The organism is Microbispora sp. ZYX-F-249, assembly GCF_039649665.1.
GTDB classification, from domain to species: Bacteria; Actinomycetota; Actinomycetes; order Streptosporangiales; family Streptosporangiaceae; genus Microbispora; species Microbispora maris.
The window spans coordinates 1-21,792 of sequence record NZ_JBDJAW010000018.1; the positions used below are offsets into that span (position 1 = coordinate 1).

General features: G+C 72.6%; 28 protein-coding genes. 20 read left to right on the top strand and 8 right to left on the bottom strand.

What is annotated here, in order from left to right:
- From AAH991_RS21620 to AAH991_RS21630, 3 genes are all read right to left on the bottom strand, one after another.
- On the bottom strand, window positions 1–720 hold a 720-nt coding region (locus AAH991_RS21620), incomplete at its 3' end, for a DUF222 domain-containing protein (RefSeq protein ID WP_346227688.1).
- 213 nt (window positions 721–933) lie between these two features.
- On the bottom strand, window positions 934–1,194 hold the full coding sequence (locus AAH991_RS21625) for an FGGY family carbohydrate kinase (RefSeq protein ID WP_346227689.1): 261 nt from the start codon (window positions 1,192–1,194) through the stop codon (window positions 934–936).
- A gap of 67 nt (window positions 1,195–1,261) precedes the next feature.
- Window positions 1,262–2,026: a DeoR/GlpR family DNA-binding transcription regulator gene (locus AAH991_RS21630; protein WP_346227690.1), complete on the bottom strand. Its 765-nt coding sequence runs from the start codon at window positions 2,024–2,026 to the stop codon at window positions 1,262–1,264.
- A gap of 203 nt (window positions 2,027–2,229) precedes the next feature.
- Here AAH991_RS21630 and hisD point away from each other — a divergent pair, with 203 nt between their 5' ends.
- The 9 genes from hisD to hisF all read left to right on the top strand — a co-directional run bounded on the left by hisD (window position 2,230) and on the right by hisF (window position 8,387).
- Entirely contained in the window at window positions 2,230–3,537 is a 1,308-nt protein-coding gene (gene hisD, locus AAH991_RS21635) for a histidinol dehydrogenase (protein WP_346227691.1), read from the top strand.
- On the top strand, window positions 3,534–4,610 hold the full coding sequence (locus tag AAH991_RS21640; RefSeq protein WP_346227692.1) for a histidinol-phosphate transaminase: 1,077 nt from the start codon (window positions 3,534–3,536) through the stop codon (window positions 4,608–4,610). Before hisD ends, AAH991_RS21640 begins: the two co-directional genes overlap by 4 nt.
- The gene (gene hisB / locus AAH991_RS21645) at window positions 4,607–5,212 is read left to right on the top strand and encodes an imidazoleglycerol-phosphate dehydratase HisB (RefSeq protein ID WP_346227693.1); all 606 of its coding nucleotides are present in this window, start codon (window positions 4,607–4,609) and stop codon (window positions 5,210–5,212) included. Before AAH991_RS21640 ends, hisB begins: the two co-directional genes overlap by 4 nt.
- A complete protein-coding gene (locus AAH991_RS21650; protein ID WP_346227694.1) occupies window positions 5,212–5,364 on the top strand; it encodes a CG2302 family histidine operon protein in 153 nt (50 codons plus the stop codon). Before hisB ends, AAH991_RS21650 begins: the two co-directional genes overlap by 1 nt.
- Window positions 5,361–5,993, top strand: coding sequence for an imidazole glycerol phosphate synthase subunit HisH (hisH, locus tag AAH991_RS21655; RefSeq protein WP_346227695.1), 633 nt, complete (start codon window positions 5,361–5,363; stop codon window positions 5,991–5,993). The genes AAH991_RS21650 and hisH overlap by 4 nt, the downstream gene beginning before the upstream one ends.
- 108 nt (window positions 5,994–6,101) lie before the next feature.
- Window positions 6,102–6,467: a hypothetical protein gene (locus AAH991_RS21660; RefSeq protein WP_346227696.1), complete on the top strand. Its 366-nt coding sequence runs from the start codon at window positions 6,102–6,104 to the stop codon at window positions 6,465–6,467.
- A gap of 4 nt (window positions 6,468–6,471) precedes the next feature.
- A complete protein-coding gene (gene priA, locus AAH991_RS21665; RefSeq protein ID WP_346227697.1) occupies window positions 6,472–7,197 on the top strand; it encodes a bifunctional 1-(5-phosphoribosyl)-5-((5-phosphoribosylamino)methylideneamino)imidazole-4-carboxamide isomerase/phosphoribosylanthranilate isomerase PriA in 726 nt (241 codons plus the stop codon).
- Complete coding sequence (locus tag AAH991_RS21670; RefSeq protein ID WP_346227698.1) at window positions 7,194–7,613, top strand: RidA family protein; 420 nt, start codon at window positions 7,194–7,196, stop codon at window positions 7,611–7,613. The genes priA and AAH991_RS21670 overlap by 4 nt, the downstream gene beginning before the upstream one ends.
- Before the next feature lie 3 nt (window positions 7,614–7,616).
- Window positions 7,617–8,387, top strand: a complete 771-nt coding sequence (gene hisF / locus AAH991_RS21675) for an imidazole glycerol phosphate synthase subunit HisF (RefSeq protein ID WP_346227699.1) — start codon at window positions 7,617–7,619, stop codon at window positions 8,385–8,387.
- Window positions 8,388–8,442: 55 nt separating this feature from the next.
- Here hisF and AAH991_RS21680 read toward each other — a convergent pair whose 3' ends face one another.
- Entirely contained in the window at window positions 8,443–8,673 is a 231-nt protein-coding gene (locus AAH991_RS21680; RefSeq protein WP_346227700.1) for a hypothetical protein, read from the bottom strand.
- A gap of 215 nt (window positions 8,674–8,888) precedes the next feature.
- Here AAH991_RS21680 and AAH991_RS21685 point away from each other — a divergent pair, with 215 nt between their 5' ends.
- Window positions 8,889–9,176, top strand: coding sequence for a chorismate mutase (locus tag AAH991_RS21685; RefSeq protein WP_346227701.1), 288 nt, complete (start codon window positions 8,889–8,891; stop codon window positions 9,174–9,176).
- Between the two features lie 207 nt (window positions 9,177–9,383).
- Here the strand turns inward: AAH991_RS21685 and AAH991_RS21690 are convergent, their stop codons facing one another.
- From AAH991_RS21690 to AAH991_RS21700, 3 genes are all read right to left on the bottom strand, one after another.
- Window positions 9,384–9,545, bottom strand: coding sequence for a hypothetical protein (locus AAH991_RS21690; RefSeq protein ID WP_167530286.1), 162 nt, complete (start codon window positions 9,543–9,545; stop codon window positions 9,384–9,386).
- A 139-nt stretch (window positions 9,546–9,684) separates the two neighbouring features.
- Window positions 9,685–9,849, bottom strand: a complete 165-nt coding sequence (locus AAH991_RS21695; protein WP_346227702.1) for a hypothetical protein — start codon at window positions 9,847–9,849, stop codon at window positions 9,685–9,687.
- A 101-nt stretch (window positions 9,850–9,950) separates the two neighbouring features.
- Entirely contained in the window at window positions 9,951–10,586 is a 636-nt protein-coding gene (locus tag AAH991_RS21700) for a TIGR03085 family metal-binding protein (RefSeq protein ID WP_346227703.1), read from the bottom strand.
- Window positions 10,587–10,849: 263 nt separating this feature from the next.
- Between AAH991_RS21700 and AAH991_RS21705 the strand changes: the two genes are divergently transcribed.
- Entirely contained in the window at window positions 10,850–12,676 is a 1,827-nt protein-coding gene (locus AAH991_RS21705; RefSeq protein WP_346227829.1) for an ABC transporter ATP-binding protein, read from the top strand.
- Entirely contained in the window at window positions 12,673–14,469 is a 1,797-nt protein-coding gene (locus tag AAH991_RS21710; protein ID WP_346227704.1) for an ABC transporter ATP-binding protein, read from the top strand. The genes AAH991_RS21705 and AAH991_RS21710 overlap by 4 nt, the downstream gene beginning before the upstream one ends.
- A gap of 19 nt (window positions 14,470–14,488) precedes the next feature.
- On the opposite strand, the gene AAH991_RS21715 is transcribed toward AAH991_RS21710, so the two are convergent.
- Complete coding sequence (locus AAH991_RS21715; RefSeq protein WP_346227705.1) at window positions 14,489–16,147, bottom strand: TIGR03767 family metallophosphoesterase; 1,659 nt, start codon at window positions 16,145–16,147, stop codon at window positions 14,489–14,491.
- 244 nt (window positions 16,148–16,391) lie between these two features.
- Between AAH991_RS21715 and hisI the strand changes: the two genes are divergently transcribed.
- The 8 genes from hisI (at window position 16,392) to trpA (ending at window position 21,737) form a co-directional block, all read left to right on the top strand.
- Complete coding sequence (gene hisI, locus AAH991_RS21720; protein ID WP_346227706.1) at window positions 16,392–16,742, top strand: phosphoribosyl-AMP cyclohydrolase; 351 nt, start codon at window positions 16,392–16,394, stop codon at window positions 16,740–16,742.
- Window positions 16,739–17,365: a Trp biosynthesis-associated membrane protein gene (locus tag AAH991_RS21725; RefSeq protein WP_346227707.1), complete on the top strand. Its 627-nt coding sequence runs from the start codon at window positions 16,739–16,741 to the stop codon at window positions 17,363–17,365. Before hisI ends, AAH991_RS21725 begins: the two co-directional genes overlap by 4 nt.
- A 156-nt stretch (window positions 17,366–17,521) precedes the next feature.
- A complete protein-coding gene (locus tag AAH991_RS21730) occupies window positions 17,522–17,797 on the top strand; it encodes a hypothetical protein (RefSeq protein WP_346227708.1) in 276 nt (91 codons plus the stop codon).
- Between the two features lie 92 nt (window positions 17,798–17,889).
- Window positions 17,890–18,243, top strand: coding sequence for a CD225/dispanin family protein (locus AAH991_RS21735; protein WP_346227709.1), 354 nt, complete (start codon window positions 17,890–17,892; stop codon window positions 18,241–18,243).
- A gap of 5 nt (window positions 18,244–18,248) precedes the next feature.
- On the top strand, window positions 18,249–18,680 hold the full coding sequence (locus AAH991_RS21740; protein WP_346227710.1) for a DUF2752 domain-containing protein: 432 nt from the start codon (window positions 18,249–18,251) through the stop codon (window positions 18,678–18,680).
- A gap of 144 nt (window positions 18,681–18,824) precedes the next feature.
- The gene (gene trpC, locus AAH991_RS21745; protein ID WP_346227711.1) at window positions 18,825–19,649 is read left to right on the top strand and encodes an indole-3-glycerol phosphate synthase TrpC; all 825 of its coding nucleotides are present in this window, start codon (window positions 18,825–18,827) and stop codon (window positions 19,647–19,649) included.
- Between the two features lie 47 nt (window positions 19,650–19,696).
- Window positions 19,697–20,920 carry a tryptophan synthase subunit beta gene (gene trpB / locus AAH991_RS21750; protein WP_346227830.1) on the top strand — a complete coding sequence of 408 codons (1,224 nt, stop codon included), beginning with the start codon at window positions 19,697–19,699 and terminating at the stop codon, window positions 20,918–20,920.
- A gap of 22 nt (window positions 20,921–20,942) precedes the next feature.
- A complete protein-coding gene (gene trpA / locus AAH991_RS21755; protein WP_346227712.1) occupies window positions 20,943–21,737 on the top strand; it encodes a tryptophan synthase subunit alpha in 795 nt (264 codons plus the stop codon).
- The last annotated feature ends 55 nt before the right edge of the window (window positions 21,738–21,792 follow it).

Here is a 21,792-nt window from a genome sequence, read left to right on the forward strand (position 1 = left end):
GAGGAACCGCCGCGCGTAGTCGGCCCGCTCATCGCGGTCCTCGCCGTCGGGGTCGAGTATCGCCCGCAGGTAGCGGCCGGCCTTGGTCACCTCCGCCGCACCCGCCTTGGCGGCCAGTTCCAGCAGGATCGACTCGGCCAGCGCGGCCTGCTCATCCGACAACCCGGAGATCGCCGTGCAGATGGCCTCTGCCACCCCCGCCGCCAACGCACCCGTAGCGAACTTCTCCCGCACGAGGGGCAGGCGGGCCAACTCGATGCCCAGGGTCAGCAGCCGGCTTGCTCCCGCCACCGTCATCCCGCCCGAGGTGCGCAGCCAGCTACGGGTGGAGGCATGACCGTGCCGCCTGGCCTGCCCCGCCCGATGCACTCGACCCACCCGATCCGCCAACGCCGCAGTGATGCGATCCCGGGCGAACATCAACTCCTCGGCCTCGGCCAGGCAGATATCCACATCGTCGGGGACCGGCGCCAGCGCCAGCGCCTGCGCCGATTCCCGTAACGAGGCCACCAGCACCCACGACGACCGGCCCTTGCCCCGACCGGCACGGGCCTCGGAATAACCGGCACCAGAGCCAGCAGCATTACCCGCACCGTCCGCGCTGTCGGCATGACCACCGGTGCCTCCGTCGCCGGGCACGCGCGTGCTGCCGGAAAGGGATGCCCGACCAGAAATATTCGGACGCCGAGAGCGCCTATGGACAGTGCCCAGCGTGTCCATCGCGCCCCCTCGCAGTCGAATTCGAATTCCTGTGCTAATTCTTCCCTGACCTGCCGCCTTAATCAACCGCCGCCGGCACAATGATTGGAGCCACAGATATATGCCGCGCGCATAAAGGATGAATTGTGGCTATTCGGCGTGTGGGAGGCGGTGGCGCATCATCACCGACGCCCTCGGCCTGCTGCTGGTCGTGCGCGTGATGGCTGCCTCGGTTCACGACCGCGACGGAGCCGAGACCACCTTGGCCGGCCAGCCACCGCCGCCTGACCCGCGACGACGAACGCCACCCCGCCGCCCGACGGCCTCCCGCCCGGCGGCCAGCACCGAGCCGAGCAGCTCGCGGGGGTCCTGCTCCGCCCGCCCGCCCGGCAGGTATGCGGGGCGGACGGGCGCCTCGGCCGGCGCGCGGACCGCGCCGTCGCCGTCCACCACGACCGCCTTGGTGCCCGAGGTGCCCTGATCGATCGCCAGCACGGCCGGAGCGGAGGGACGGGGCAGGGATCGTCTCCTGGCTGGAGCCGGGGGAATCGCGACGGCCGGCCTATGGGTTGATCACCTCGGCGCCCGCCCTGACCAGGGCGGACGCGAGCTCTGGAGGGGGCTCCGCGTCGGTGATGAGACCGGCCAGGCCGTCCAGGGCGCACACCCGGTAGGCGGCGACCCTGCCGTGCTTGGAGCTGTCGGCGAGCACGTACGTCCGGGCGGTGCCGGCGAGGATCACCCGCTTGGTCGCGACCTCGTCCAGGAAGTAGTCGGTGAGCCCGGCCTCGGCGTCCACGCCGCCCGAGCCGAGGAACGCCACATCCGCGCGCAGGTCCTGGAAGAACCCGAGCGTGTGGGCGTTGGAGACGGCGAGGTCGCCCTGCCGGACGCGCCCGCCCGACACCAGCACCTCCACCCCGGGACGGCCCGCCAGCTCGGCCGCCACCAGCAGCGAACAGGTGGCGACCACCCCCCGGAAGGACGGGGGGAGGGCCCTGGCGACGTGGACGGCCGTGGTGCCCACGTCGATGACCACGGTCCGGCCCGGCCGCAGGAGCCGCGCCGCGAGCTCGCCGATCACGGCCTTCGCCTCGGACCGGCTCGTCGAGCGTTCCAGGTAGGACAGCTCCTCGCCGGTGCCGGACGGCGCCGCGGTCGCCCCGCCGTGGACGCGGACGAGCAGCGCGCGGCGCTCCAGGATCGCCAGGTCGCGCCGGACGGTCTCGTGGGAGACGCCGAGCAGCGCGGCCAGGTCCTCGGTGCGCACGGTGCCCTTGCGCCCGAGGGCTTCGATGATCCGCTGATGCCGCTGTGCCGGGAGCACGAGACCCCGCCTTCGACTGACCGAATGTGACTGTCCTAGCCCGAGAGTGTGGATCGTTGCCCGGAAACCCGTCAAGGTCCGGGCCCCGAACCGGGCGTGGACGACGACGTCGCAGCTCCGGGAGGGTGCGCCCGCCGGTGAAACGCCCGTCCCGCATGCTGGACACACGCGGATCCGTCCCTGGTCATCCGTAGACTGGGACGGTGATTTCCCGTATCGACCTGCGCGGGTCCCTTCCTGCCGACCTGCGCGACGTGCTGCCCCGCGCCGAACTCGACGTCGAGGCCGCCCTGGAGAAGGTGCGGCCCATCTGTGAGGACGTACGCCATCGCGGCGCGGCAGCCGTACGGGAGCTGACCGCGAGGTTCGACGGCGTCGAGATCGAGTCGGCCCGGGTGCCCGCCGAGGCCCTCGCGCGCGCCCTCGAGGAGCTGGACCCGGTCGTGCGCGCGGCGCTGGAGGAGTCGATCCGCCGCGCCCGCCTGGTCCACCGCGACCAGCGGCGCACCGACACCACCACGCAGGTCGTGCCGGGCGGCACGGTCACCGAGCGCTGGGTGCCGGTCGACCGCGTGGGGCTTTACGTCCCCGGAGGCCGCGCCGTCTACCCCTCCAGCGTGGTCATGAACGTGGTTCCCGCGCAGGAGGCGGGCGTGCCCTCGCTGGCCGTCACCTCGCCCGCGCAGAAGGAGTTCGGCGGCCTGCCGCACCCCACGATCCTCGCCGCCTGCGCGCTGCTCGGCGTCGAGGAGGTGTACGCCGTGGGCGGCGCCCAGGCCGTGGCGATGTTCGCCTACGGCACCGAGGAGTGCCGCCCCGCCACGATGGTGACCGGTCCCGGCAACATCTGGGTGGCCGCGGCCAAGCGCCTGCTCAAGGGCCGCATCGGGATCGACTCGGAGGCGGGCCCGACCGAGATCGCGATCCTCGCGGACGAGACCGCCGACCCTAAGCACGTCGCCGCCGACCTGATCAGCCAGGCCGAGCACGACGTGATCGCGGCGGCCGTGCTGGTCACCACCAGCCCCGAGCTGGCCGACGCGGTGGAGAAGGAACTGCCCGGCCAGGTGGCCGCCACGCGGCACTCCGCGCGCATCACCGAGGCGCTCGCCGGCCGCCAGTCCGGCATCGTGCTCGTCTCGGACGTCGAGGACGGCCTGAAGGTCGTCGACGCCTACGCCGCCGAGCACCTGGAGATCCAGACGTCCGACGCGCACGCGGTCGCCGCCCGCGTGCGCAACGCCGGCGCGATCTTCATCGGCCCGTACGCGCCGGTGTCGCTCGGCGACTACATGGCGGGCTCCAACCACGTGCTGCCGACCGGCGGCTGCGCCTGCCACTCCTCGGGGCTGTCGGTGCAGACGTTCCTGCGCGGCATCCACGTGGTGGACTACAGCCGCGAGGCGCTCGCCGGGGCCGCGGCGCACGTGTGCGCGCTCGCCGACGCCGAGGACCTGCCCGCCCACGGCGCCGCGATCCGCGCCCGCTTCGACTGGGAAGTGCCCGCATGACGACCCTCGACGACCTGCCGATCCGCGACGACCTGCGGGGCAAGCAGCCGTACGGCGCGCCGCAGCTCGACGTGCCGGTCCAGCTCAACACCAACGAGAACCCCTACCCGCCCTCGGCGGCGCTGATCGACGACCTCGCCCGTGCCGTACGGCAGGGCGCGGCGACGCTCAACCGCTACCCCGACAGGGACGCCGTCGAGCTGCGCAAGGACCTCGCCGACTACCTCGGCCACGGGCTGACGGCCCGCCAGATGTGGGCGGCCAACGGCTCCAACGAGGTCATCCAGCAGATCCTCCAGGCGTTCGGCGGCCCCGGGCGCTCGGCGATCGGGTTCGAGCCGTCGTACTCGATGCACCCGATCATCGCGGGCGGCACGAACACCCGGTGGATCGAGGGCCTGCGCGAGGAGGACTTCGCGATCGACACCGGCGCCGCCGTGCGGGCGATCGAGGAGCACCGGCCCGACGTGGTGTTCCTGACCTCGCCGAACAACCCGACCGGCACGGCCCTGCCGCTCGAGGTGATCGAGCGGGTCCTCGCCGCCGCGCCCGGCATGGTCGTGGTCGACGAGGCGTACGCCGAGTTCGCCCGCACCGGCACGCCGTCGGCGCTGACCCTGCTGCCGGGCAACCCCCGGCTGATCGTCACGCGGACCATGTCCAAGGCGTTCGCGATGGCCGGGACCCGGCTCGGCTATCTCGCCGCCGACCCGGCCGTGGTCGACGCCCTGCTGCTGGTCCGCCTGCCCTACCACCTGTCCACGCTGACCCAGGCGGCGGCGCGGGTGGCGCTGGCGCACCGCGAGGAGCTGCTCGGCACCGTGGACGCGCTGCGCGCCGAGCGGGACGCCACCGTGGAGTGGCTGCGGGAGCGCGGCCTCACGGTCGCCGACTCCGACGCGAACTTCGTGCTGTTCGGTACGTTCGCTGATCGGCGGTCCGTGTGGGAGGGACTGCTCGATCGCGGGGTGCTGATCCGGGAGACCGGCCCCGCGGGCTGGCTGCGCGTGTCGATCGGCACGCCGGAAGAGATGGCGGCGTTCCGCGCCGCGCTGGAAGGGGTCCTCGCATGACCGAGCTCAACGAGCGCCGCGGCCGCGTCGAGCGCACGACGAAGGAGACGTCGGTGCTGGTCGAGGTGGGCCTCGACGGCACCGGGATCGTCGACGTGGCGACCGGCGTCGGCTTCTACGACCACATGCTCGCCCAGCTCGGCAAGCACGGGCTGTTCGACCTGACCGTGAAGACCGAGGGCGACCTGCACATCGACGCCCACCACACGATCGAGGACACCTCGATCGCGCTCGGCGCGGCGTTCCGCGAGGCCCTGGGCGACAAGTCGGGCATCCGGCGCTTCGGCAGCGCCTCCTGCCCGCTGGACGAGGCGCTCGCGCAGGTCACGGTCGACCTGTCCGGCCGGCCCTACCTCATCCACAGCGAGCCCGAGGGCATGGCCCCGATGATCGGGCCCGACTACGACACCACCATGACCCGGCACATCCTGGAGTCGTTCGTCGCGCAGGCGGCGGTCTGCCTCCACGTGCACGTGCCGTACGGGCGCAACGCGCACCACATCGTGGAGGCGCAGTTCAAGGCGCTCGCGCGGGCGCTGCGCGAGGCGTCGGAGCGGGACCCGCGGGCGACCGGAGTGCCCAGCACCAAGGGCGTTCTCTGATGACCTTCGCGTCCGGAGGCATGATCTTCATCGGCCTCTTCCTGATCGGCGGGGTCATCTCGGGCATACGGCAGGGCCTCAAGCTGCTGGCGGCGCTCGCCGGCGTCGGCGCGGCCCTGGCGATCACCGCGGGGGTGATGTGGTGGCAGTGAGCAAGCGCGTGGTCGTGCTCGACTACGGCTCGGGCAACCTCCGCTCGGCCGAGCGGGCGCTGGCCCGGGTGGGGGCGGACGTCACCGTCACCGCCGACTTCGACGCGGCCCTCGACGCGGACGGGCTCGTCGTCCCCGGCGTCGGGGCGTTCGCGGCGTGCATGGGGGGCCTGAAGGCCGTGCGCGGCGACCAGATCGTCGGCCGCCGCCTGGCCGGCGGGCGCCCGGTGCTCGGCATCTGCGTCGGCATGCAGATCCTGTTCGAGAAGGGCGTCGAGCACGGCGTCCACACGGAGGGCTGCGGCGAGTGGCCGGGCACGGTCGAGCGGCTCGACGCGCCCGTGCTGCCCCACATGGGGTGGAACACCGTCACCGTGCCCGAGGGCAGCGTGCTGTTCCGCGGTCTTGACGAGGGCACGCGCTTCTACTTCGTGCACTCCTACGGCGTGCGCGACTGGGTGCTGAAGGCCGGCGACGGCTTCCGCGAGCCGCTGGTCACCTGGGCCGAGCACGGCGTGCCGTTCGTGGCCGCCGCCGAGAACGGCGCCCTCATGGCCACCCAGTTCCACCCGGAGAAGTCCGGGGACGCGGGGGCCGTCCTGCTCAACAACTGGCTGAGCACGTTGTGAGCGTGTCCGGCAGGCGAAATCTCGACGCGGCGGTGCGACACTGGGAGACGGCGGGGCTGCGGCGCGTACGGCCGGCCAGGCCGTGACCGGACCTGAGCGGGAGGCCCGATGAGCAAGGAACGGGCCCGCCGGAGAGCGGAGCGCGAAGCCGAGCGCGAACGCCTCGCGGCGGCCCGCGCCGCTCGGGAGGCGAAAGCCGCCAGGCGGCGCGAGGTGCGCGACCGGCTCGTCGGACCCGTCGCCGGAGCCGTGGCCGCGGTGCTGCCCCGGCGGCCGGTGCGGGTGGCCAGGCAGCGGGGCTACCTCGCCCGCCGCCGCCGCACGGAGAACGGCGTCGTCGCCGTGCTGTGGTTCCTCGTCCAGGTGCTCGCCTGGATCCTGCTCGACTCGTGGACGGCCCGGCTGGGCGTGTTCCTCGGCTCGATCCTGCTGCTCCCGGTGCTTGTCACCATCGTTTTCGACCGGAGGTCTTGACCAAATGTCGCTCGTATTGCTCCCAGCCGTCGACGTCGCCGACGGCCAAGCCGTCCGCCTCGTGCAGGGCGAGGCGGGGACGGAGACCTCGTACGGGGATCCGCTCGCCGCCGCCCTCGCCTGGCAGAAGGCCGGCGCGGAGTGGATCCACCTGGTCGACCTCGACGCGGCGTTCGGCCGGGGGAGCAACCGCGAGCTGCTCGCCTCCGTCGTCGGCGCGCTCGACGTGCACGTGGAGCTGTCCGGCGGGATCCGCGACGACGCCTCGCTCGAGGCCGCGCTGAGCACCGGCTGCCGCCGCGTGAACATCGGCACCGCCGCGCTGGAGAACCCCGAGTGGTGCGCCAGGGCGATCGCCGAGCACGGCGACCGCATCGCCGTGGGGCTGGACGTGCGCGGCACCACGCTGGCGGCCCGCGGCTGGACCCAGGAGGGCGGCGACCTGTGGGAGGTGCTCGACCGGCTGGAGTCCGAGGGCTGCCCCCGCTACGTCGTCACCGACGTCACCAAGGACGGCACGCTGCGCGGCCCCAACCTCGACCTGCTGCGCCAGGTCTGCGCGCGTACCGACCGCCCGGTCATCGCCAGCGGCGGGGTGTCCTCGCTCGACGACCTGCGGGCGATCGCGACGCTCGTGCCGGACGGCGTCGAGGGCGCCATCGTGGGCAAGGCGCTTTACGCCCAGGCGTTCACGCTGGAAGAGGCGCTCGCGGCGGTGAAGAACGGATGAGCGCCCAGATGCCCGAAGGGCGGATCTCCTCCGGCGGCCCCTGGGAGGACCGTTACGGCTACGCCCGCGCGGTCGTGGCCGGGCCGCACGTGCTCGTCTCCGGCTGCACCGCCACCGTGGGCGGCGAGGTCCGGCACGTGGGCGACGCCTACCAGCAGACGCTCACCGCCTTCTCCATCGCGCTGGACGCCGTCGAGAAGGCCGGCACCACCCGGGCCGACGTGGTGCGCACCCGGATGTACGTGGTGAACGCCGACGACTTCGACGCGGCGGGCAGGGCCCACGGCGAGATCTTCGGCGACGTACGGCCCGCCTGCACGAGCGTGCAGGTCGCCGGGCTGGTCGACGCGCGCATGCTGGTCGAGGTCGAGGTCGAGGCGTACCGGCCGGTGGAACGTGTCAGCGACGGGGGCTGAGCGATGACGGTGGCGGTGCGGGTGATCCCCTGCCTGGACGTGGACGCGGGCCGGGTCGTCAAGGGGGTCAACTTCGAGAACCTCAGGGACGCCGGCGACCCGGTCGAGCTGGCCGCCCGTTACGACGCCGAGGGGGCCGACGAGCTGACCTTCCTCGACATCACCGCGTCCTCGGGCGAGCGGCAGACCATGCTCGACGTGGTGCGCCGTACGGCCGAGCAGGTGTTCATCCCGCTGACCGTCGGCGGGGGAGTGCGTTCGGTCGACGACGTGGACCGGCTGCTGCGCGCGGGCGCCGACAAGGTGGGCGTCAACACCGCCGCCATCGCCAGGCCGGAACTGCTGACGGAGGCCTCGCGCAGGTTCGGGTCGCAGTGCATCGTGCTGTCGGTGGACGCGCGCCGGGTGGTCGACGGGCCGCCCACGCCCTCCGGGTTCGAGGTGACCACCCACGGCGGGCGCCGGAGGACCGGCATCGACGCGGTGGAGTGGGCCAGGCGCGGGGAGGAGCTCGGCGTCGGCGAGATCCTGCTCAACTCGATGGACGGCGACGGCACCAAGTCGGGATTCGACCTGGAGATGCTGCGGGCCGTACGGGCCGCGGTGAGCGTCCCGCTGATCGCCTCCGGCGGCGCGGGGCGGCTGGAGGACTTCCCGCCCGCAGTGGACGCCGGGGCGGACGCCGTGCTGGCCGCCTCGGTCTTCCACTTCGGCCAGCTCAAGATCCACGAGGTCAAGGACACGCTGCGCGCGGCCGGTCACCCGGTCCGCTGAGCGCCACCGGGGGCCGGGTCCCGGCCCCCGGTCGCGGGTCCTCGGTCCCGGGTCCTCAGTCGACGTCGACGATCGCCGTGGGGTAGGCGTCCGGACCGGTGCCGAGCGAGGAGGACGCCATCGACTGGTACTGCCACTGGCCCTGGTAGGAGCCGCCCTGGCCGCACCCGCCGTCGCCCCAGCAGGTCGTGGCGGCGGACGCCTGGTGGGACGGCTGGGCCGCCGCGAGACCGACGGCCGCGAGGAACGCCAGGCCCAGCAGGCTCGGGAAACGCTTGGCACGCATAGCTGTCTCCTGTCCGTAGAGGGATCCCGCGGCGCTCCGGAGCCCGCCTCCTCAATGGTCGGCCGGTCCTGCGGGAAGCGTCCATACCAAACGCCCCAAATAGGGCGATAGTGGGCGAAAACCGGCATGAGCGATTGTGTGGTCTTTTATCGGCCATGCTCCGCGGGCGTGCCCTAGGGTTGCCAGTGATCTTCACTGACCATCGGAGGGAACGCGTGTCCGACCCCACCTCACTCGACGAGGTCCGCCACCGGATCGACGAGATCGACGCCCGCCTGACGACGCTGCTGGCCGAACGGCAGCGACTCGTCCGCGCGGCGGCTTCGTTCAAGACGGACGAGCAGTCCGTACGGGCTCCCGACCGGGTGGAGCGCGTCGTGACGGCGGCACGGGAGAGGGCGGAGCGCGAGGGGCTGTCGCCGGAGGTCGCCGAGGCCGTCTGGCGGGCGATGATCGGAGCGTTCGTCGAGTACGAGCTCACCGAGCACCGGCGGGCCGGGTAGGTCGCCCGCGCTCCCGTCGCCCGGCGGTGTGGAAACGGGATTCGGGGGAAGTTGGGGAGTGCCGAGGGGTCGCGGAAGGAGAGGCCGGCGGAGCAAGGCGGATGCCCTGCCGGCCCTGGTGCGCGGAGAGCCTCGCGGCTCGGGTCATGCGAAATGGTTATCGGCGGGGCCGCCGGGACGGAGAGCGGGAGCGGGGGGTCCGCCGCCTCAACTCAGGACCGAGGTGAAGAAGGTCGCCAGCCGGCTGGCTCCGGTGTTGACCGTGTCGAACACGCCTCGCACGGCGCCCGCCGCCGCTTGCGGCTGGCTGTAGAGGTAGAAGACCACGAACGCGATGGCCGCGTACGTAAGAACCTTCTTCGCCTTCATCGGGGGGCCTCCTGCAGTCGGTATCCCGGTCGTTTGTACCCGGCGGCAGTTTTGATCATAACTAGCCGCGAGGACATGAGGCCGTTCCGCCCTCATCGTGAGACGAGCGCGCGGACGGCCTCGCCGGGGATCCGGCCGATCAGCCCGAGAAGAGCGAGGTGAAGAACGCGGACAGGCGTTCGGCCCCCGTGGTGATGCCCCCGAACAGGTTCCTGACCGCGCCGGCGGCGTTCGCGGGCTGCGTGAACAAGTAGAAGATCACGAACGCGATGGCCAGGTAGGTCAGGACCTTCTTGAGGTTCATCCGGGGCTCCCAAACGCTCCCACACATCGTGGCTGCTCTCATGCTGCCCCATTGCGCGGCGTTTACGTGGAGGATTCCGGACAAGTCCGCAGACTCCGGTGTCATGGCCCCAATCGGGCGGCCCGCAGCCGGGCGACGGCCGCGGCGTCCCCGTCGTACGTCACCCGGGCGTGCGCCTGCCGGCCGAAGACGAACAGCGTCAGCTCCGACGGCTCGCCGGTGACCACCACGGCCGGCTCGGCCATGCGCCCGGGCGCCTTCGCCCCGTCGGGACGGCGGAGCACGACCCCCACCGGGGCCTTGCGCAGGAAGAGCCGGGCGGTGCCGCGCAGCCGGTGCCAGAGCGCCTCCTGCAGGTCCCTCGGGACGACGCGGGGCTCCCATCCGGCCTGCGCCCGGCGCACGTCCTCGTGGTGGACGAACAGCTCGACGGTGTTGACGATCTCGTCCAGACGGGGGACCAGGCCGTACGGAGTCCAGCGCGGCGGCCCCTGCCGGACGAGCCCGACCAGTTCGGAGTAGGGGTGACGCCGCTTGAGGCGCTCCTGCACGGAGGCGGTGTGCCCGGCCAGGAGCGGCAGCGCGATGCCGGGCGCGGCGTCGAGCCGGCGCTCGCGCAGGACGAGGTGGGCCGCGAGGTCCTCGGTCGTCCATCCCTCGCACAGCGTGGGCGCCCCGGGACCGAGGCGGTCGAGCAGGTCGCAGAGCGTCGCGCGCTCCGTCTGGGCGTGTGTCACGTGATCAGCCTATGCGCCGGTCACGCCACCGGATCGAGAGGCCGGGCATGTCCGAGGAATAAACAGCTTGATCAGGATGATAGGGAGTATCTAGGACCAAGGGCTCGGGCGGCGTCGGTCTGGTGACCGATCCGGCGGCGTCCCCGAGTGGGTAACGTCCCCCTCCGGGACGCTCGCAGGGAGCGGCCCCGGCTGGTCCCCGATCGGAAGGAACGCACCGCGTGCCGACGAAGGAGTCTCCCGCGCGGCCCCGCAGCTCAGTCATGCTCCAGGGTCTCAAGGTCATCGGCGTGGCGATCAGAACCGAGCCGAGGATCTTCACCGGCGCGGTCCTCGCCAGCGCCCTGTACGGCGCGATGACCGTCGCCTCGTCCTGGGCGCTCGGCTGGGCGACCGACAACGCGGTGCTGCCCGCGTTCCGGGACGGAGCGGCGAGCAGCGGCGCGCTGGTCACCGCGGCCCTGCTGATCGTGGGCGTCGCGGTGCTCAAGGCGGCGGGGATCATGGGCCGGCGCATCATGGCCGGGATCCACCAGTACCGCATGCAGGCCCACTCCCGCCGCGCGGTCACCCGGCAGTACCTGCGGCTGCCCCTCGCCTGGCACCACCGTCACCCGACCGGGCAGCTGCTGTCCAACGCCAACTCCGACGTCGAGGCGGCCTGGGGGCCGCTCGCGCCGCTGCCGATGGCGGTGGGCGTGGTCGTGATGCTCGTGACGGCGGCCGCGGCGATCGTGCTGGTGGACCCGGTGCTCGCCCTCGTCGGGTTCCTGATCTTCCCGGCCGTGGCCGTGCTCAACCTGGTCTACCAGCGCAGGCTCTCGCCGCTGGCGATGCGGGCGCAGCAACTGCGGGCCGAGGTGAGCGAGGTCGCGCACGAGAGCTTCGACGGCGCGCTCGTCGTCAAGACCCTCGGCCGCGAGGACGCCGAGACCGCACGGTTCCAGGCGAAGGCCGACGCGCTGCGGGACGCCAACGTCGCGGTCGGCCGGGTCCGCGGGCTGTTCGACCCCATGCTGGAGGCGCTGCCCACGCTGGGCGTGCTGGCCGTGCTGCTCGTCGGGTCGCTGCGGCTGGAGTCGGGCGGCGTGGCGGCCGGCGACCTGATCCAGGTCGCCTACCTGTTCACCCTGCTCGCCTTCCCCATCCGGGCGCTCGGCTGGGTGCTGGCCGAGCTGCCGCGCAGCGTCGTCGGCTGGACGCGGGTCAGGGACGTCCTCGACGCCTCCGGCTCCATGGAGTACGGCTCCGCCCGGCTGGACGCCTCCGGTCCGGCCCGGATCGAGGCCGAGGGCGTCGGCTACGCGTACGTGCCGGGGAGCCCGGTGCTGACGGACGTGACCTTCACGGTCGCGCCGGGCCGCACGATCGCGGTCGTCGGGCCGACCGGAGCGGGCAAGTCGACGCTCACCCAGCTGCTGGCGCGCCTGATCGACCCCGACAAGGGCGTCGTCCGCGTCGACGGCGTCGACCTGCGCGCGGTGGCAAGGGGCGGGGTGAGCGACTCGGTGGCGCTCGTCCCGCAGCAGACGTTCCTGTTCGACGACACCGTGCGCGGCAACCTCGCGCTCGGCGCGGCGGTGCCGGACGAGCGGATCTGGGCCGCGCTGCGGCTCGCGCAGGCCGACGGCTTCGTCAGCGCGCTGCCGTCCGGCCTGGACACCAGGATCGGCGAGCGCGGCGCGACGCTGTCGGGCGGGCAGCGGCAGCGCCTCGCGCTGGCCCGCGCGATCGTGCGCGAGCCCCGGCTGCTCATCCTCGACGACGCCACCTCCAGCGTCGACCCGCAGGTGGAGAAGCGCATCCTGTACGGCCTGCGCGACGGCGCGGCCGAGGCCACCGTGATCGTGGTCGCCTACCGGATGGCGACGATCGCGCTGGCCGACGAGGTCGTGTACCTGGAGCAGGGCGTGGTCGCCGACCACGGCACCCACGAGGAGCTGCTGACTCGCTGCGCGGGCTACCGCGACCTCGTCACCGCCTACGAGCGCGAGGAGGCCGAGCGGGCCGAGCTCGACGTCCGCGACGACATCCGCGACGACATCCGCGACGACATCCGCGACGACACCGACGAGGAGGTCATCGCATGACCGACACGGCCATAGGACAGACTTCGTCCCTCCGGTCGGCCGACCGGGGCGCGCTGGAGACGCTCAGGCAGGGCCTGCGGCTGTCGCCGGAGTTCCGCCGCGGGCTCACCGGGACGCTCGTGCTGGCCGTGCTGGCCACACTGGGCAAGGTCGTCGTGCCGATCGCCGTGCAGCAGGTGATCGACCGGGGCCTGGGGTCGGGCGTGCCCGACCTGCCGTTCATCCGGAACGCGGTCGCGCTGTGCGCGCTCGCGGTGGTGCTGACCGCGCTCTGCGGCTACCTGATGAACGTCCGGCTCTACCGCTCCACCGAGTCGGGCCTGGCGGCCCTGCGCGGCAAGGGCTTCCGCCACGTGCACGACCTGTCGGTGCTGACGCAGAACACCGAGCGGCGCGGCGGCCTGGTCTCCCGGGTGACCGGCGACGTGGACCAGATCAGCACGTTCATGCAGTGGGGCGGGCTGATGGTCATCGTGTCCGCCGGCCAGCTGGTGGTGGCGACCGTGCTCATGGCCGTCTACTCCTGGCAGCTCACGCTGCTCGTGTGGGCCTGCTTCCTGCCGCTGATGCTGGCCCTGCCCCGGTTCCAGCGCCTGGTGGCCCGGGCCTACACCCGGGTGCGCGAGCGCGCCGGCGACGTGCTCGCCGCCGTCAGCGAGTCGGTCGTCGGCAGCGCGGTGATCCGGGCGTACGGCTCGGAGGACCGCACGGCCGAGCGGATCGACACGGCGGTGGACGGCATGCGCGCGGCGCAGACCCGGGCCCAGAAGATCGTCGGGTTCACGTTCCCGACCACCGAGCTGGTCGCCTCGATCTCGGTGGCGCTGGTGGTCGTGGCCGGGGTCTGGCTGGGCGTCGCCGACTCGATCACGGCGGGGCGGCTCATCGCGTTCCTGTTCCTGATCACGCTGTTCATCAGCCCCCTGCAGACCGCGACCGAGGTGCTGAACGAGGCGCAGAACGCGATCGCCGGGTGGCGGCGCATCCTCGGCGTGCTCGACACCCCGGCCGACGTGGCCGACCCGGTGGACGGCGCGACGCTGCCGCGCGGCCCGATCTCGGTCCGCTTCGACGGCGTGGGCTTCGCCTACCCGGGCGGACCGCCCGTGCTCCACGACGTGTCCGTGGACATCCCGCCGCGCACGCGGATCGCGGTGGTGGGGGAGACCGGCTCGGGCAAGACGACCTTCGCCAAGCTGCTCACCCGGCTCATGGACCCGACCTCCGGCCGGATCCTCGTGGACGGTGTCGACCTGCGCACCGTGAGCTTCTCCTCGCTCAGGGAGCGGATCGTGATGGTCCCGCAGGACGGCTTCCTGTTCGACTCGACGCTGGAGGACAACATCCGCTTCGGCCGGCCCTCGGCGACCCGGGAGGAGATCACCCGGGCGCTGACCGAGCTCGGCCTGGCGGACTGGCTCGACGGCCTGCCCGCCGGCCTGGACACCCCCGTGGGCCAGCGGGGCGAGTCGCTGTCGGCCGGGGAGCGGCAGCTGGTCGCCCTCGCCCGGGCCTACCTCGCCGACCCCGACCTGCTGCTGCTCGACGAGGCCACCTCCGCCGTGGACCCCGCCACCGAGGTGCGGCTCGCCCGCGCTCTCGACGGCGTCACGCGGGGCCGTACGGCGGTCTCGATCGCCCATCGCCTGTCCACCGCCCAGGCGGCCGACGAGGTCCTGGTGTTCGAGCACGGCCGGATCGTGCAGCGCGGGCCGCACGCCGTCCTGGTCGAGCAGCCCGGCGTGTACGCCGACCTCTACGCCTCCTGGACGACCGCCACCACCACACGCTGACGCGGGTCGCCGGTCGCCTTCAGCGCCTTCTCAGCAGAAGCTCGGTGTTGCGGTCGCCGGGCAGGCCGGCCAGCCCGCTCCGCATGCCGGGGGAGTTGAACGAGAGCTCCCGGTAGAGGGCGGCCAGGCCGCGCTGGGACAGGTCGGTGAAGTCGGTGCGGTGCGGCGCGGCCGACTCCACCAGCGTGGTGAACAGGGACAGTGTCCCGTCGTGGTTGTCGGCCAGTTCGACGACCCTCGCCAGCTGCGGGTAGTCGACGTGGGAGGCGGTGGAGATCTCCCAGAGGCCGCCGTGAGGGACGATCCTGTTGAGGTGGGAATGGCCGTTGATCCACGCGGCCACGTTGCCGTGCTTCCTCAGCACCGCCAGCAGCTCCTGCCCGCCGTGGCGCTTCTCGTGCGGGCGGGCCGGATCGGGGCCGAGGTTGGTCATGGACCAGCTCGGATGATGGCTGAAGATCAGGGCGATGTCGTCCGCGTGGGTCTTCAGGGTCCGCTCCAGCCAGGCCAGCTGCCGGGTGCCGACCGATCCGCGGTAGTCGCCGCCGCGGTCGGTGGTGTCCAGGCTGATGCCGACGACCCCGTCGGCGATCCGGAAGGAGTAGTCCAACCGGCCGCTGTCGAGGTTGTCCCGCGTGTAGCCATGGCCGACGGGTCCCGAGCCGGTGTACCTCGGGTCGAGGTGCGCGGCGATGTAGGCGTGCGGGCTCAACGGGGCGCGGCGCTCGTCGGCGGTGACCGTGCGGGCCTTGCCCCTGTAGCGTTTCCACGCGGCGCGGAAACGGGCGCCCGTGGGGTCGCCCCGGCGCAGCGCCCGGTAGACCGCGCCGGCCTCGGAGGCGGGCAGGGCGAACAGCTTGCGCGAGCCGGTGGCCAGGTCGGCGAAGAAACCGCCGGCCGTGGAATAGGCTCCGCCGAAGAGCTGGTCGTGGTTGCCGACGGTGGAATACCACGGGACGGCCAGGCCGGGGCTGCTCACCTCGCGGATGGCCGCCTCCAGGAAGCCGTCCAGGTGGGGGAATCCCACCCGCTTGTCGATGTCGCGCACGCCGGAGCCGGGCTGCCAGTAGAGGCCCAGACCGGAGCTCTGCACGCCCTCGTACGCGCCGGGGTCGCCCGTGTTGGGGGTGAATCGGCCGCCGGTCATGGCGGTGAGGAACCACTCCGTCTCGATGCGGGAGTTGTTGTCGGTGTTGTCACCGGTGGTCATGACGAAGCCGATCGGCGCCCGCGTCGCCGGGCCGTACCGCAGGGAGTTGACCTGTTCGATCAGCGAGACGGCGCCGACGGCGGTCAACGCCTCCTGCGGGCGCCATGAGCTCATGTCCCCGGCGCGGAGGAACTCATAGCGCTGCGGGTTCTGCACGTCGGTGATGTGCAGGTCGGTGAACTGGACGAAGCAGGCCAGCGCGGTACGGCGCTCGGCCCTGCCCTTCTTGGCCTCGGCCAGCTCCGTCCGCGTCACCCGGCGCCAGCCGGGGCCGTCGGACAGCCTGCGGTATCCGCCGGCGCCGTGCGGCCTGGCGACGGCGCGGATCGTCGTCAGGGGCGTCGTGGCGGAGGGCGTCGCGGCCGAGGAGGCGGCAGGAGCGGAGGCGAGTGCGATCTCCAGCGCGACGCCCGAGGCGGTCATGCCGGAGGCGAGTAGGAAAGCGCGGCGGCTGAGGGCGGAATCCATGATGCTCCCCGGTGGTGGCGTCGAGGGTGCGTCCACTGGGGATGTTTGACAGCGGGGATGACTCCCGGCCTAACACGGCTGAAACGCCGTCCAGCCGTATGGCGCCGAGAAATAGCCGCAGGTGATCCGGACACCTGGTGGCAGCGGGCCGGAAGCCCGCCGCTTTCCCACCGTTCAGAAACAGCGCGGCCCGGCAGCGGCGGCGGAGAAGGGGGCGGCCGGGGCCTGCGGCACAATTGGCGTCATGGCCCTCGACCCGAAGATCGCCGACCGGCTCAAGCGCACGCCGGACGGCCTGGTGCCCGCGATCGTCCAGCAGCACGACACCGGCGAGGTGCTCATGCTCGCCTGGATGGACGACGAGGCGCTGCACCGCACGCTCACCACCGGCCGGGCGACCTACTGGTCCCGCAGCCGGGGGGAGTACTGGGTGAAGGGCGACACCTCCGGCCACGTGCAGTGGGTCAGGCACGTGGCGCTCGACTGCGACGGCGACACGATCCTGCTCAAGGTCGACCAGGTGGGGGCGGCCTGCCACACCGGTGACCGCACCTGCTTCGACGCCGACGTCCTCGACGTGAGCGGCGCGCCGTGACCGCCCCGGCGCCCGCCGAGGACCGGACGCGTACGGCTCGGCGCCCGCTGCTCGCCTGGCTGGCCGCCTGCGCCGTGGGCGGCGGGCTCGCGCTGCTGGCCGCGGGCCGCGTCTGGGTCACGCTCGGCACGGCGGGGGGCCCCGCCGGAGCGGGCGGCGGCTCCCTCACCGGCAACGACCTGGTCGCCTGGCTGACCCCCGCGGCGCTGGCCGCGCTCGCCGCCGTGCTGGCCGTACTGGCGACCCGGGGGGTCGCGCGGCGGGTGACGAGCGTGGTCGTGGCGCTCCTCGGCGCGGCGGTCGCGGCGGGGGCGTGGGACGGCACGCGCGGCGGCACCATCGCCGCGGCCGCCGCCGGGCACGTGACGACCGCGGTGACGTCCGCCGGTCACATCTCCGTGGAGTCGCGCGCGTGGGTCTGGCCGGTGCTGGCCGCCGCGGGCGGGATCGTCCTGGCCGGCGCGGGCGCCGCGGCGGTGGTGCTGAGCGCGCGCTGGCCCGGCATGTCGAGCAGGTACGAGCGGGCGAGCGGGCGCGCGCAAACCGGCGGGACGGCCCGGGTCAAGGACGCCGACAGGGCGATGTGGGACGCCATCGACGAGGGCGACGACCCCACCGCGTGAACAACCCCACATGGGCGACGGCGTGAACGCGGGCGATCTTGGACCGTTCCCAACTGTTTGATCACAAGTTGCCCACAAAGCTCGGTTTTGCCCTGAACGGGCCCTTCCTTCTCGCTAAGCTTCCCGCCGACCTGAAGGATTTCACGGGAGCTTCGGATGAGCTACCAGCACCGGCCGGACGGCTCGGGGGGCCTCGGCGCCCACCCGTCCGGCGGGGGACGCCCACACCCGCGCGCGGGTGCTCACGGGTGTCCGTCTCCGGCTCCGTACGGGTGCCCGCCTTCCCCGGGGCGGGCCACCGGCGGAACGGCGATCGCCCCGCTCCTGTGCGCCCTCGCGTCGATCATCGGTGTGATCTCCGGCCACGTCGCCGTGGACCGGCTGGCACGGACCGCCAGGGAAGGCCGCGGCGCGGCGCCCGCCGTGCTCTGATCGCGGGTACTCGCGGCGGACGCGGCGAAGCGGCGCCGATCCGGCTCCCGTCTCACACCGAACTCTCTCCCTACCGACAGCAGGAGCGACAAATGAGCTACGACCCCGGCAACCCCGGCGGCTTCCCCCCGCCTCCGCCTCCCGGCGGCGGCTACGGCGCCCCGATGCCGCCCGGCGGCGCCCCCCCGAACAACCACCTGGTGATGGCGATCGTCACGACGATCCTGTGCTGCCTCCCGCTGGGTGTCGTGTCGATCGTCTTCGCCAGTCAGGTCAACTCCAAGTGGATGGCGGGCGACTACCAGGGCGCGATCGCGGCCTCGGAGTCGGCCAAGAAGTGGTGGATGGCGTCGCTGATCACCGGCATCGTGCTGGTGGTCCTCTACATCCTCCTGGTCGTCGTGCTCGGGGTCTTCAGCTTCAGCACCTCGACCACGTCATACTGAGGGTCATGACACCGATCGTCCCGGCGCGGCGCCCGGCGGACCGCTTGCGGTCCCTGCTGGCGCCGCTCGGCGTGGCGGCCGTCGCGTCGGCGGCGGCCGCGTACGTCACCTCCGTGGACCCGAACCAGCCCGGGCACTATCCGACCTGCCCGCTTCTCTTCCTCACCGGGCTCTACTGTCCCGGATGCGGTTCGCTGCGCGCCGTCCACGCCCTGGGACACGCCGACGTGCTGAGCGCCCTGCACCTCAATCCGCTCCTGGTCGCGGCCGTCCCGTTCCTGTTCTACCGATGGGCCCTGTGGGCATTACGATCATGGCAGGGACGGCCTGTGCGCACGAACCTCGCGCACCCCGCGTACCTGTGGGGACTTCTCGCCATCGTGATCGTTTTTTGGGTAATACGGAACACGCCTTTCGGGCATTTCCTCGCACCCTGACTCGACCCGGTGGCGGATCGACGCGAGACGGGCCGATACCATCGCAGGGCAGGACACGCAGAGCAGCCGACCGGAGGGACCCTTACGCGTGAGCGAGCGGACAGGCAAATCGCGCGAGCTCCGAGCCGAGAGCGAGGAGGACGCGTGAGTGTTCTTGAGGACATCATCCTGGGCGTGCGGGAGGACCTCGAAGAGCGGCAGCGCGACGTGCCGATCGAGGAGCTCAAGCGGCTCGCCGCCCGTGCCCCCGAGCCCCGTGACGCCTATGCCGCGCTCGGCGGCGACCGGGTGTCGGTCATCGCGGAGGTGAAGCGCTCGAGCCCCTCGAAGGGCGCGCTCGCCGCCATCGCCGACCCCGCCGCGCTCGCGGCGGACTACGAGGAGGGCGGCGCCCACGTCATCAGCGTGCTGACGGAGCGGCGCAGGTTCGGCGGCACCCTCGCCGACCTCGCCGCCGTGCGCGCCGCCGTGGACATCCCCATCCTGCGCAAGGACTTCATCGTCACCTCCTACCAGCTGTGGGAGGCCAGGGCGCACGGCGCGGACCTCGCCCTGCTCATCGTGGCGGCCCTCGACCAGCAGGCGCTCGTCTCGCTGATCGAGCGGGCCGAGTCGATCGGGCTCGCCCCGCTCGTCGAGGTGCACACCGAGGAGGAGCTGGTCCGGGCGGTCGACGCCGGCGCGAAGATCATCGGGATCAACGCCCGCAACCTCAAGACGCTCGAGGTGGACCGCGAGGTGTTCGCCAAGCTCGCGCCCAAGGTGCCGGACGGCGTCATCAAGATCGCCGAGTCGGGCGTGCGCGGCCCGCACGACCTGCTCGCGTACGCGCGGGCGGGGGCGGACGCGGTGCTGGTGGGCGAGAGCCTGGTCACCGGCAGGGACCCCAAGGCCGCGGTCAACGACCTGGTGACCGCCGGCGCCCACCCGGCCTCGCGGCAGGACACCGGCTCCGAGAGGCACTCGTGAACGACAGCGCTGCAGAGGGAGGCCGCGTGACCCCGACGGAAGGGACCATGATCACCCCCGCCGACCTGGCCGGTGGCGGGGTCCGCGGCGACGACCCGGACGTCCACGGCAAGTTCGGCAGGTTCGGCGGCAGGTACGTCCCCGAGGCGCTCATCCCGGCCCTCGACGAGGTCGCCGCGGAGTACGAGAAGGCCAAGACCGACCTCGAATTCATCCGCGAGTTCGACCACCTGCTGCGCACGTACGCCGGCCGTCCGACGACGCTGACCGAGGTGCCGCGGTTCGCCGGGCACGCGGGCGGCGCGCGGATCCTGCTCAAGCGCGAGGACCTGACCCACACGGGCGCACACAAGATCAACAACGTGCTCGGCCAGGCCCTGCTGACCAAGCGGCTCGGCAAGCGGCGCGTCATCGCGGAGACCGGGGCGGGGCAGCACGGCGTCGCCACCGCCACCGCCGCCGCGCTGATGGGCCTGGAGTGCGTCATCTACATGGGCGCCGTCGACTGCGAGCGCCAGGCGCTCAACGTGGCCAGGATGAAGCTCCTCGGCGCGACGGTCGTGCCGGTGACCAACGGCAGCCAGACCCTCAAGGACGCCATCAACGAGGCGTTCCGCGACTGGGTCACCAACGTCGACCACACCCACTACCTGTTCGGCACGGTCGCCGGGCCGCACCCGTTCCCGGAGATCGTCAGGGACTTCGCCCGGATCATCGGGGTCGAGGCGCGCCGTCAGGTCCTCGAGCTGACCGGCCGCCTGCCCGACGCCGTCTGCGCCGCCGTCGGCGGCGGGTCGAACGCCATCGGCGTCTTCCACGCCTTCATGGAGGACCAGGACGTCAAGCTGTACGGCTACGAGGCCGGCGGCCGGGGCGTGGACACGGGCGAGCACGCGCTGACCCTGACCGAGGGCAGCGTCGGCGTGCTGCACGGCGCCCGCACCTACGTCCTGCAGGACGAGGAGGGCCAGACGATCGAGTCGCACTCGATCTCGGCCGGCCTCGACTACCCCGGCGTCGGCCCCGAGCACGCGTGGCTCAAGGACACCGGGCGTGCGACCTACGAGGGCGTCACCGACGAGGAGGCCATGGAGGCCTTCGCCCTGCTCGCCCGGACCGAGGGCATCATCCCGGCCATCGAGTCCTCGCACGCGCTCGCGGGCGCGCTGCGGCTGGGCCGCGAACTCGGTCCCGACGCCGTCATCCTGGTGAACCTGTCGGGCCGCGGCGACAAGGACATGGGCACCGCGATGAAATACTTCAACCTCTGATCAGCATCGACAGGACATCCCGATGACGACACTCCAAGCGGTGTTCGACAAGGCCCGCGCCGAGGACAGGGCCGCGCTGGTCGGCTACCTGCCGGCCGGGTTCCCGACCAAGGACGGCGCGGTCGCCGCGGCGACGGCCATGGTCGAGGCCGGCTGCGACGTGATCGAGATCGGCCTGCCGTACTCCGATCCGCTCATGGACGGCCCGACCATCCAGGACGCGGTGCACAGGTCGCTGACCAACGGCACCCGCATCGCCGACGTGCTGCGCACCGTCGAGGGCGTGGCGAAGTCGGGGGCCGCGACGCTGGTCATGACGTACTGGAACCCGATCGACCGCTACGGCGCCGAGCGCTTCGCGCGCGACCTCGCCTCCGCGGGCGGCGTCGGGACCATCACGCCCGACCTGACTCCCGAGGAGTCCGAGCCCTGGCTCGCCGCGAGCAAGGAGGCCGGCATCGACACGGTCTTCCTCGTCGCGCCCAGCTCGCCGGACGAGCGCATCGAGCGGGTCGCCGCCTGCTGCACGGGCTTCGTGTACGCGGCCTCGCTGATGGGCGTGACCGGCGCGAGGGAGAGCGTCAGCTCGGCGGCCGAGGGCCTGGTCGGGCGGACCAGGGCGCACACCGGGCTGCCCGTCTGCGTCGGCCTGGGCGTCGGGAACGGCGCCCAGGCGGCCGAGGTCGCGGCGTACGCCGACGGCGTCATCGTCGGGTCCGCCTTCATCCGGCGCCTGCTCGACGCCCCGGACGAGAAGTCCGGTCTCGCGGCCGTACGCGAACTCGCGTCCGAACTCGCCCGAGGTGTCCGGCGCTGAGCCGCCCTGAGGTTTCTCTCCCGTAGGTGCGCCACGACCGGCCGAGATAAGGCGG

What these genes read in the sequence shown, in the direction of transcription:
- AAH991_RS21730 (WP_346227708.1), top strand. Translation starts at nt 17,522, where the DNA reads ATGAGCTACCAGCACCGGCCGGACGGCTCGGGGGGCCTCGGCGCCCAC.
- AAH991_RS21670 (WP_346227698.1), top strand. Translation starts at nt 7,194, where the DNA reads ATGAGCGCCCAGATGCCCGAAGGGCGGATCTCCTCCGGCGGCCCCTGG.
- AAH991_RS21640 (WP_346227692.1), top strand. Translation starts at nt 3,534, where the DNA reads ATGACGACCCTCGACGACCTGCCGATCCGCGACGACCTGCGGGGCAAG.
- AAH991_RS21690 (WP_167530286.1), bottom strand. Translation starts at nt 9,545, where the DNA reads ATGAAGGCGAAGAAGGTTCTTACGTACGCGGCCATCGCGTTCGTGGTC.
- AAH991_RS21740 (WP_346227710.1), top strand. Translation starts at nt 18,249, where the DNA reads ATGACACCGATCGTCCCGGCGCGGCGCCCGGCGGACCGCTTGCGGTCC.
- trpA (WP_346227712.1), top strand. Translation starts at nt 20,943, where the DNA reads ATGACGACACTCCAAGCGGTGTTCGACAAGGCCCGCGCCGAGGACAGG.
- AAH991_RS21680 (WP_346227700.1), bottom strand. Translation starts at nt 8,673, where the DNA reads ATGCGTGCCAAGCGTTTCCCGAGCCTGCTGGGCCTGGCGTTCCTCGCG.
- AAH991_RS21715 (WP_346227705.1), bottom strand. Translation starts at nt 16,147, where the DNA reads ATGGATTCCGCCCTCAGCCGCCGCGCTTTCCTACTCGCCTCCGGCATG.
- hisI (WP_346227706.1), top strand. Translation starts at nt 16,392, where the DNA reads ATGGCCCTCGACCCGAAGATCGCCGACCGGCTCAAGCGCACGCCGGAC.
- AAH991_RS21650 (WP_346227694.1), top strand. Translation starts at nt 5,212, where the DNA reads ATGACCTTCGCGTCCGGAGGCATGATCTTCATCGGCCTCTTCCTGATC.
- AAH991_RS21710 (WP_346227704.1), top strand. Translation starts at nt 12,673, where the DNA reads ATGACCGACACGGCCATAGGACAGACTTCGTCCCTCCGGTCGGCCGAC.
- AAH991_RS21660 (WP_346227696.1), top strand. Translation starts at nt 6,102, where the DNA reads ATGAGCAAGGAACGGGCCCGCCGGAGAGCGGAGCGCGAAGCCGAGCGC.
- hisF (WP_346227699.1), top strand. Translation starts at nt 7,617, where the DNA reads ATGACGGTGGCGGTGCGGGTGATCCCCTGCCTGGACGTGGACGCGGGC.
- AAH991_RS21705 (WP_346227829.1), top strand. Translation starts at nt 10,850, where the DNA reads ATGCTCCAGGGTCTCAAGGTCATCGGCGTGGCGATCAGAACCGAGCCG.
- AAH991_RS21695 (WP_346227702.1), bottom strand. Translation starts at nt 9,849, where the DNA reads ATGAACCTCAAGAAGGTCCTGACCTACCTGGCCATCGCGTTCGTGATC.
- AAH991_RS21735 (WP_346227709.1), top strand. Translation starts at nt 17,890, where the DNA reads ATGAGCTACGACCCCGGCAACCCCGGCGGCTTCCCCCCGCCTCCGCCT.
- trpB (WP_346227830.1), top strand. Translation starts at nt 19,697, where the DNA reads ATGATCACCCCCGCCGACCTGGCCGGTGGCGGGGTCCGCGGCGACGAC.
- priA (WP_346227697.1), top strand. Translation starts at nt 6,472, where the DNA reads ATGTCGCTCGTATTGCTCCCAGCCGTCGACGTCGCCGACGGCCAAGCC.
- hisB (WP_346227693.1), top strand. Translation starts at nt 4,607, where the DNA reads ATGACCGAGCTCAACGAGCGCCGCGGCCGCGTCGAGCGCACGACGAAG.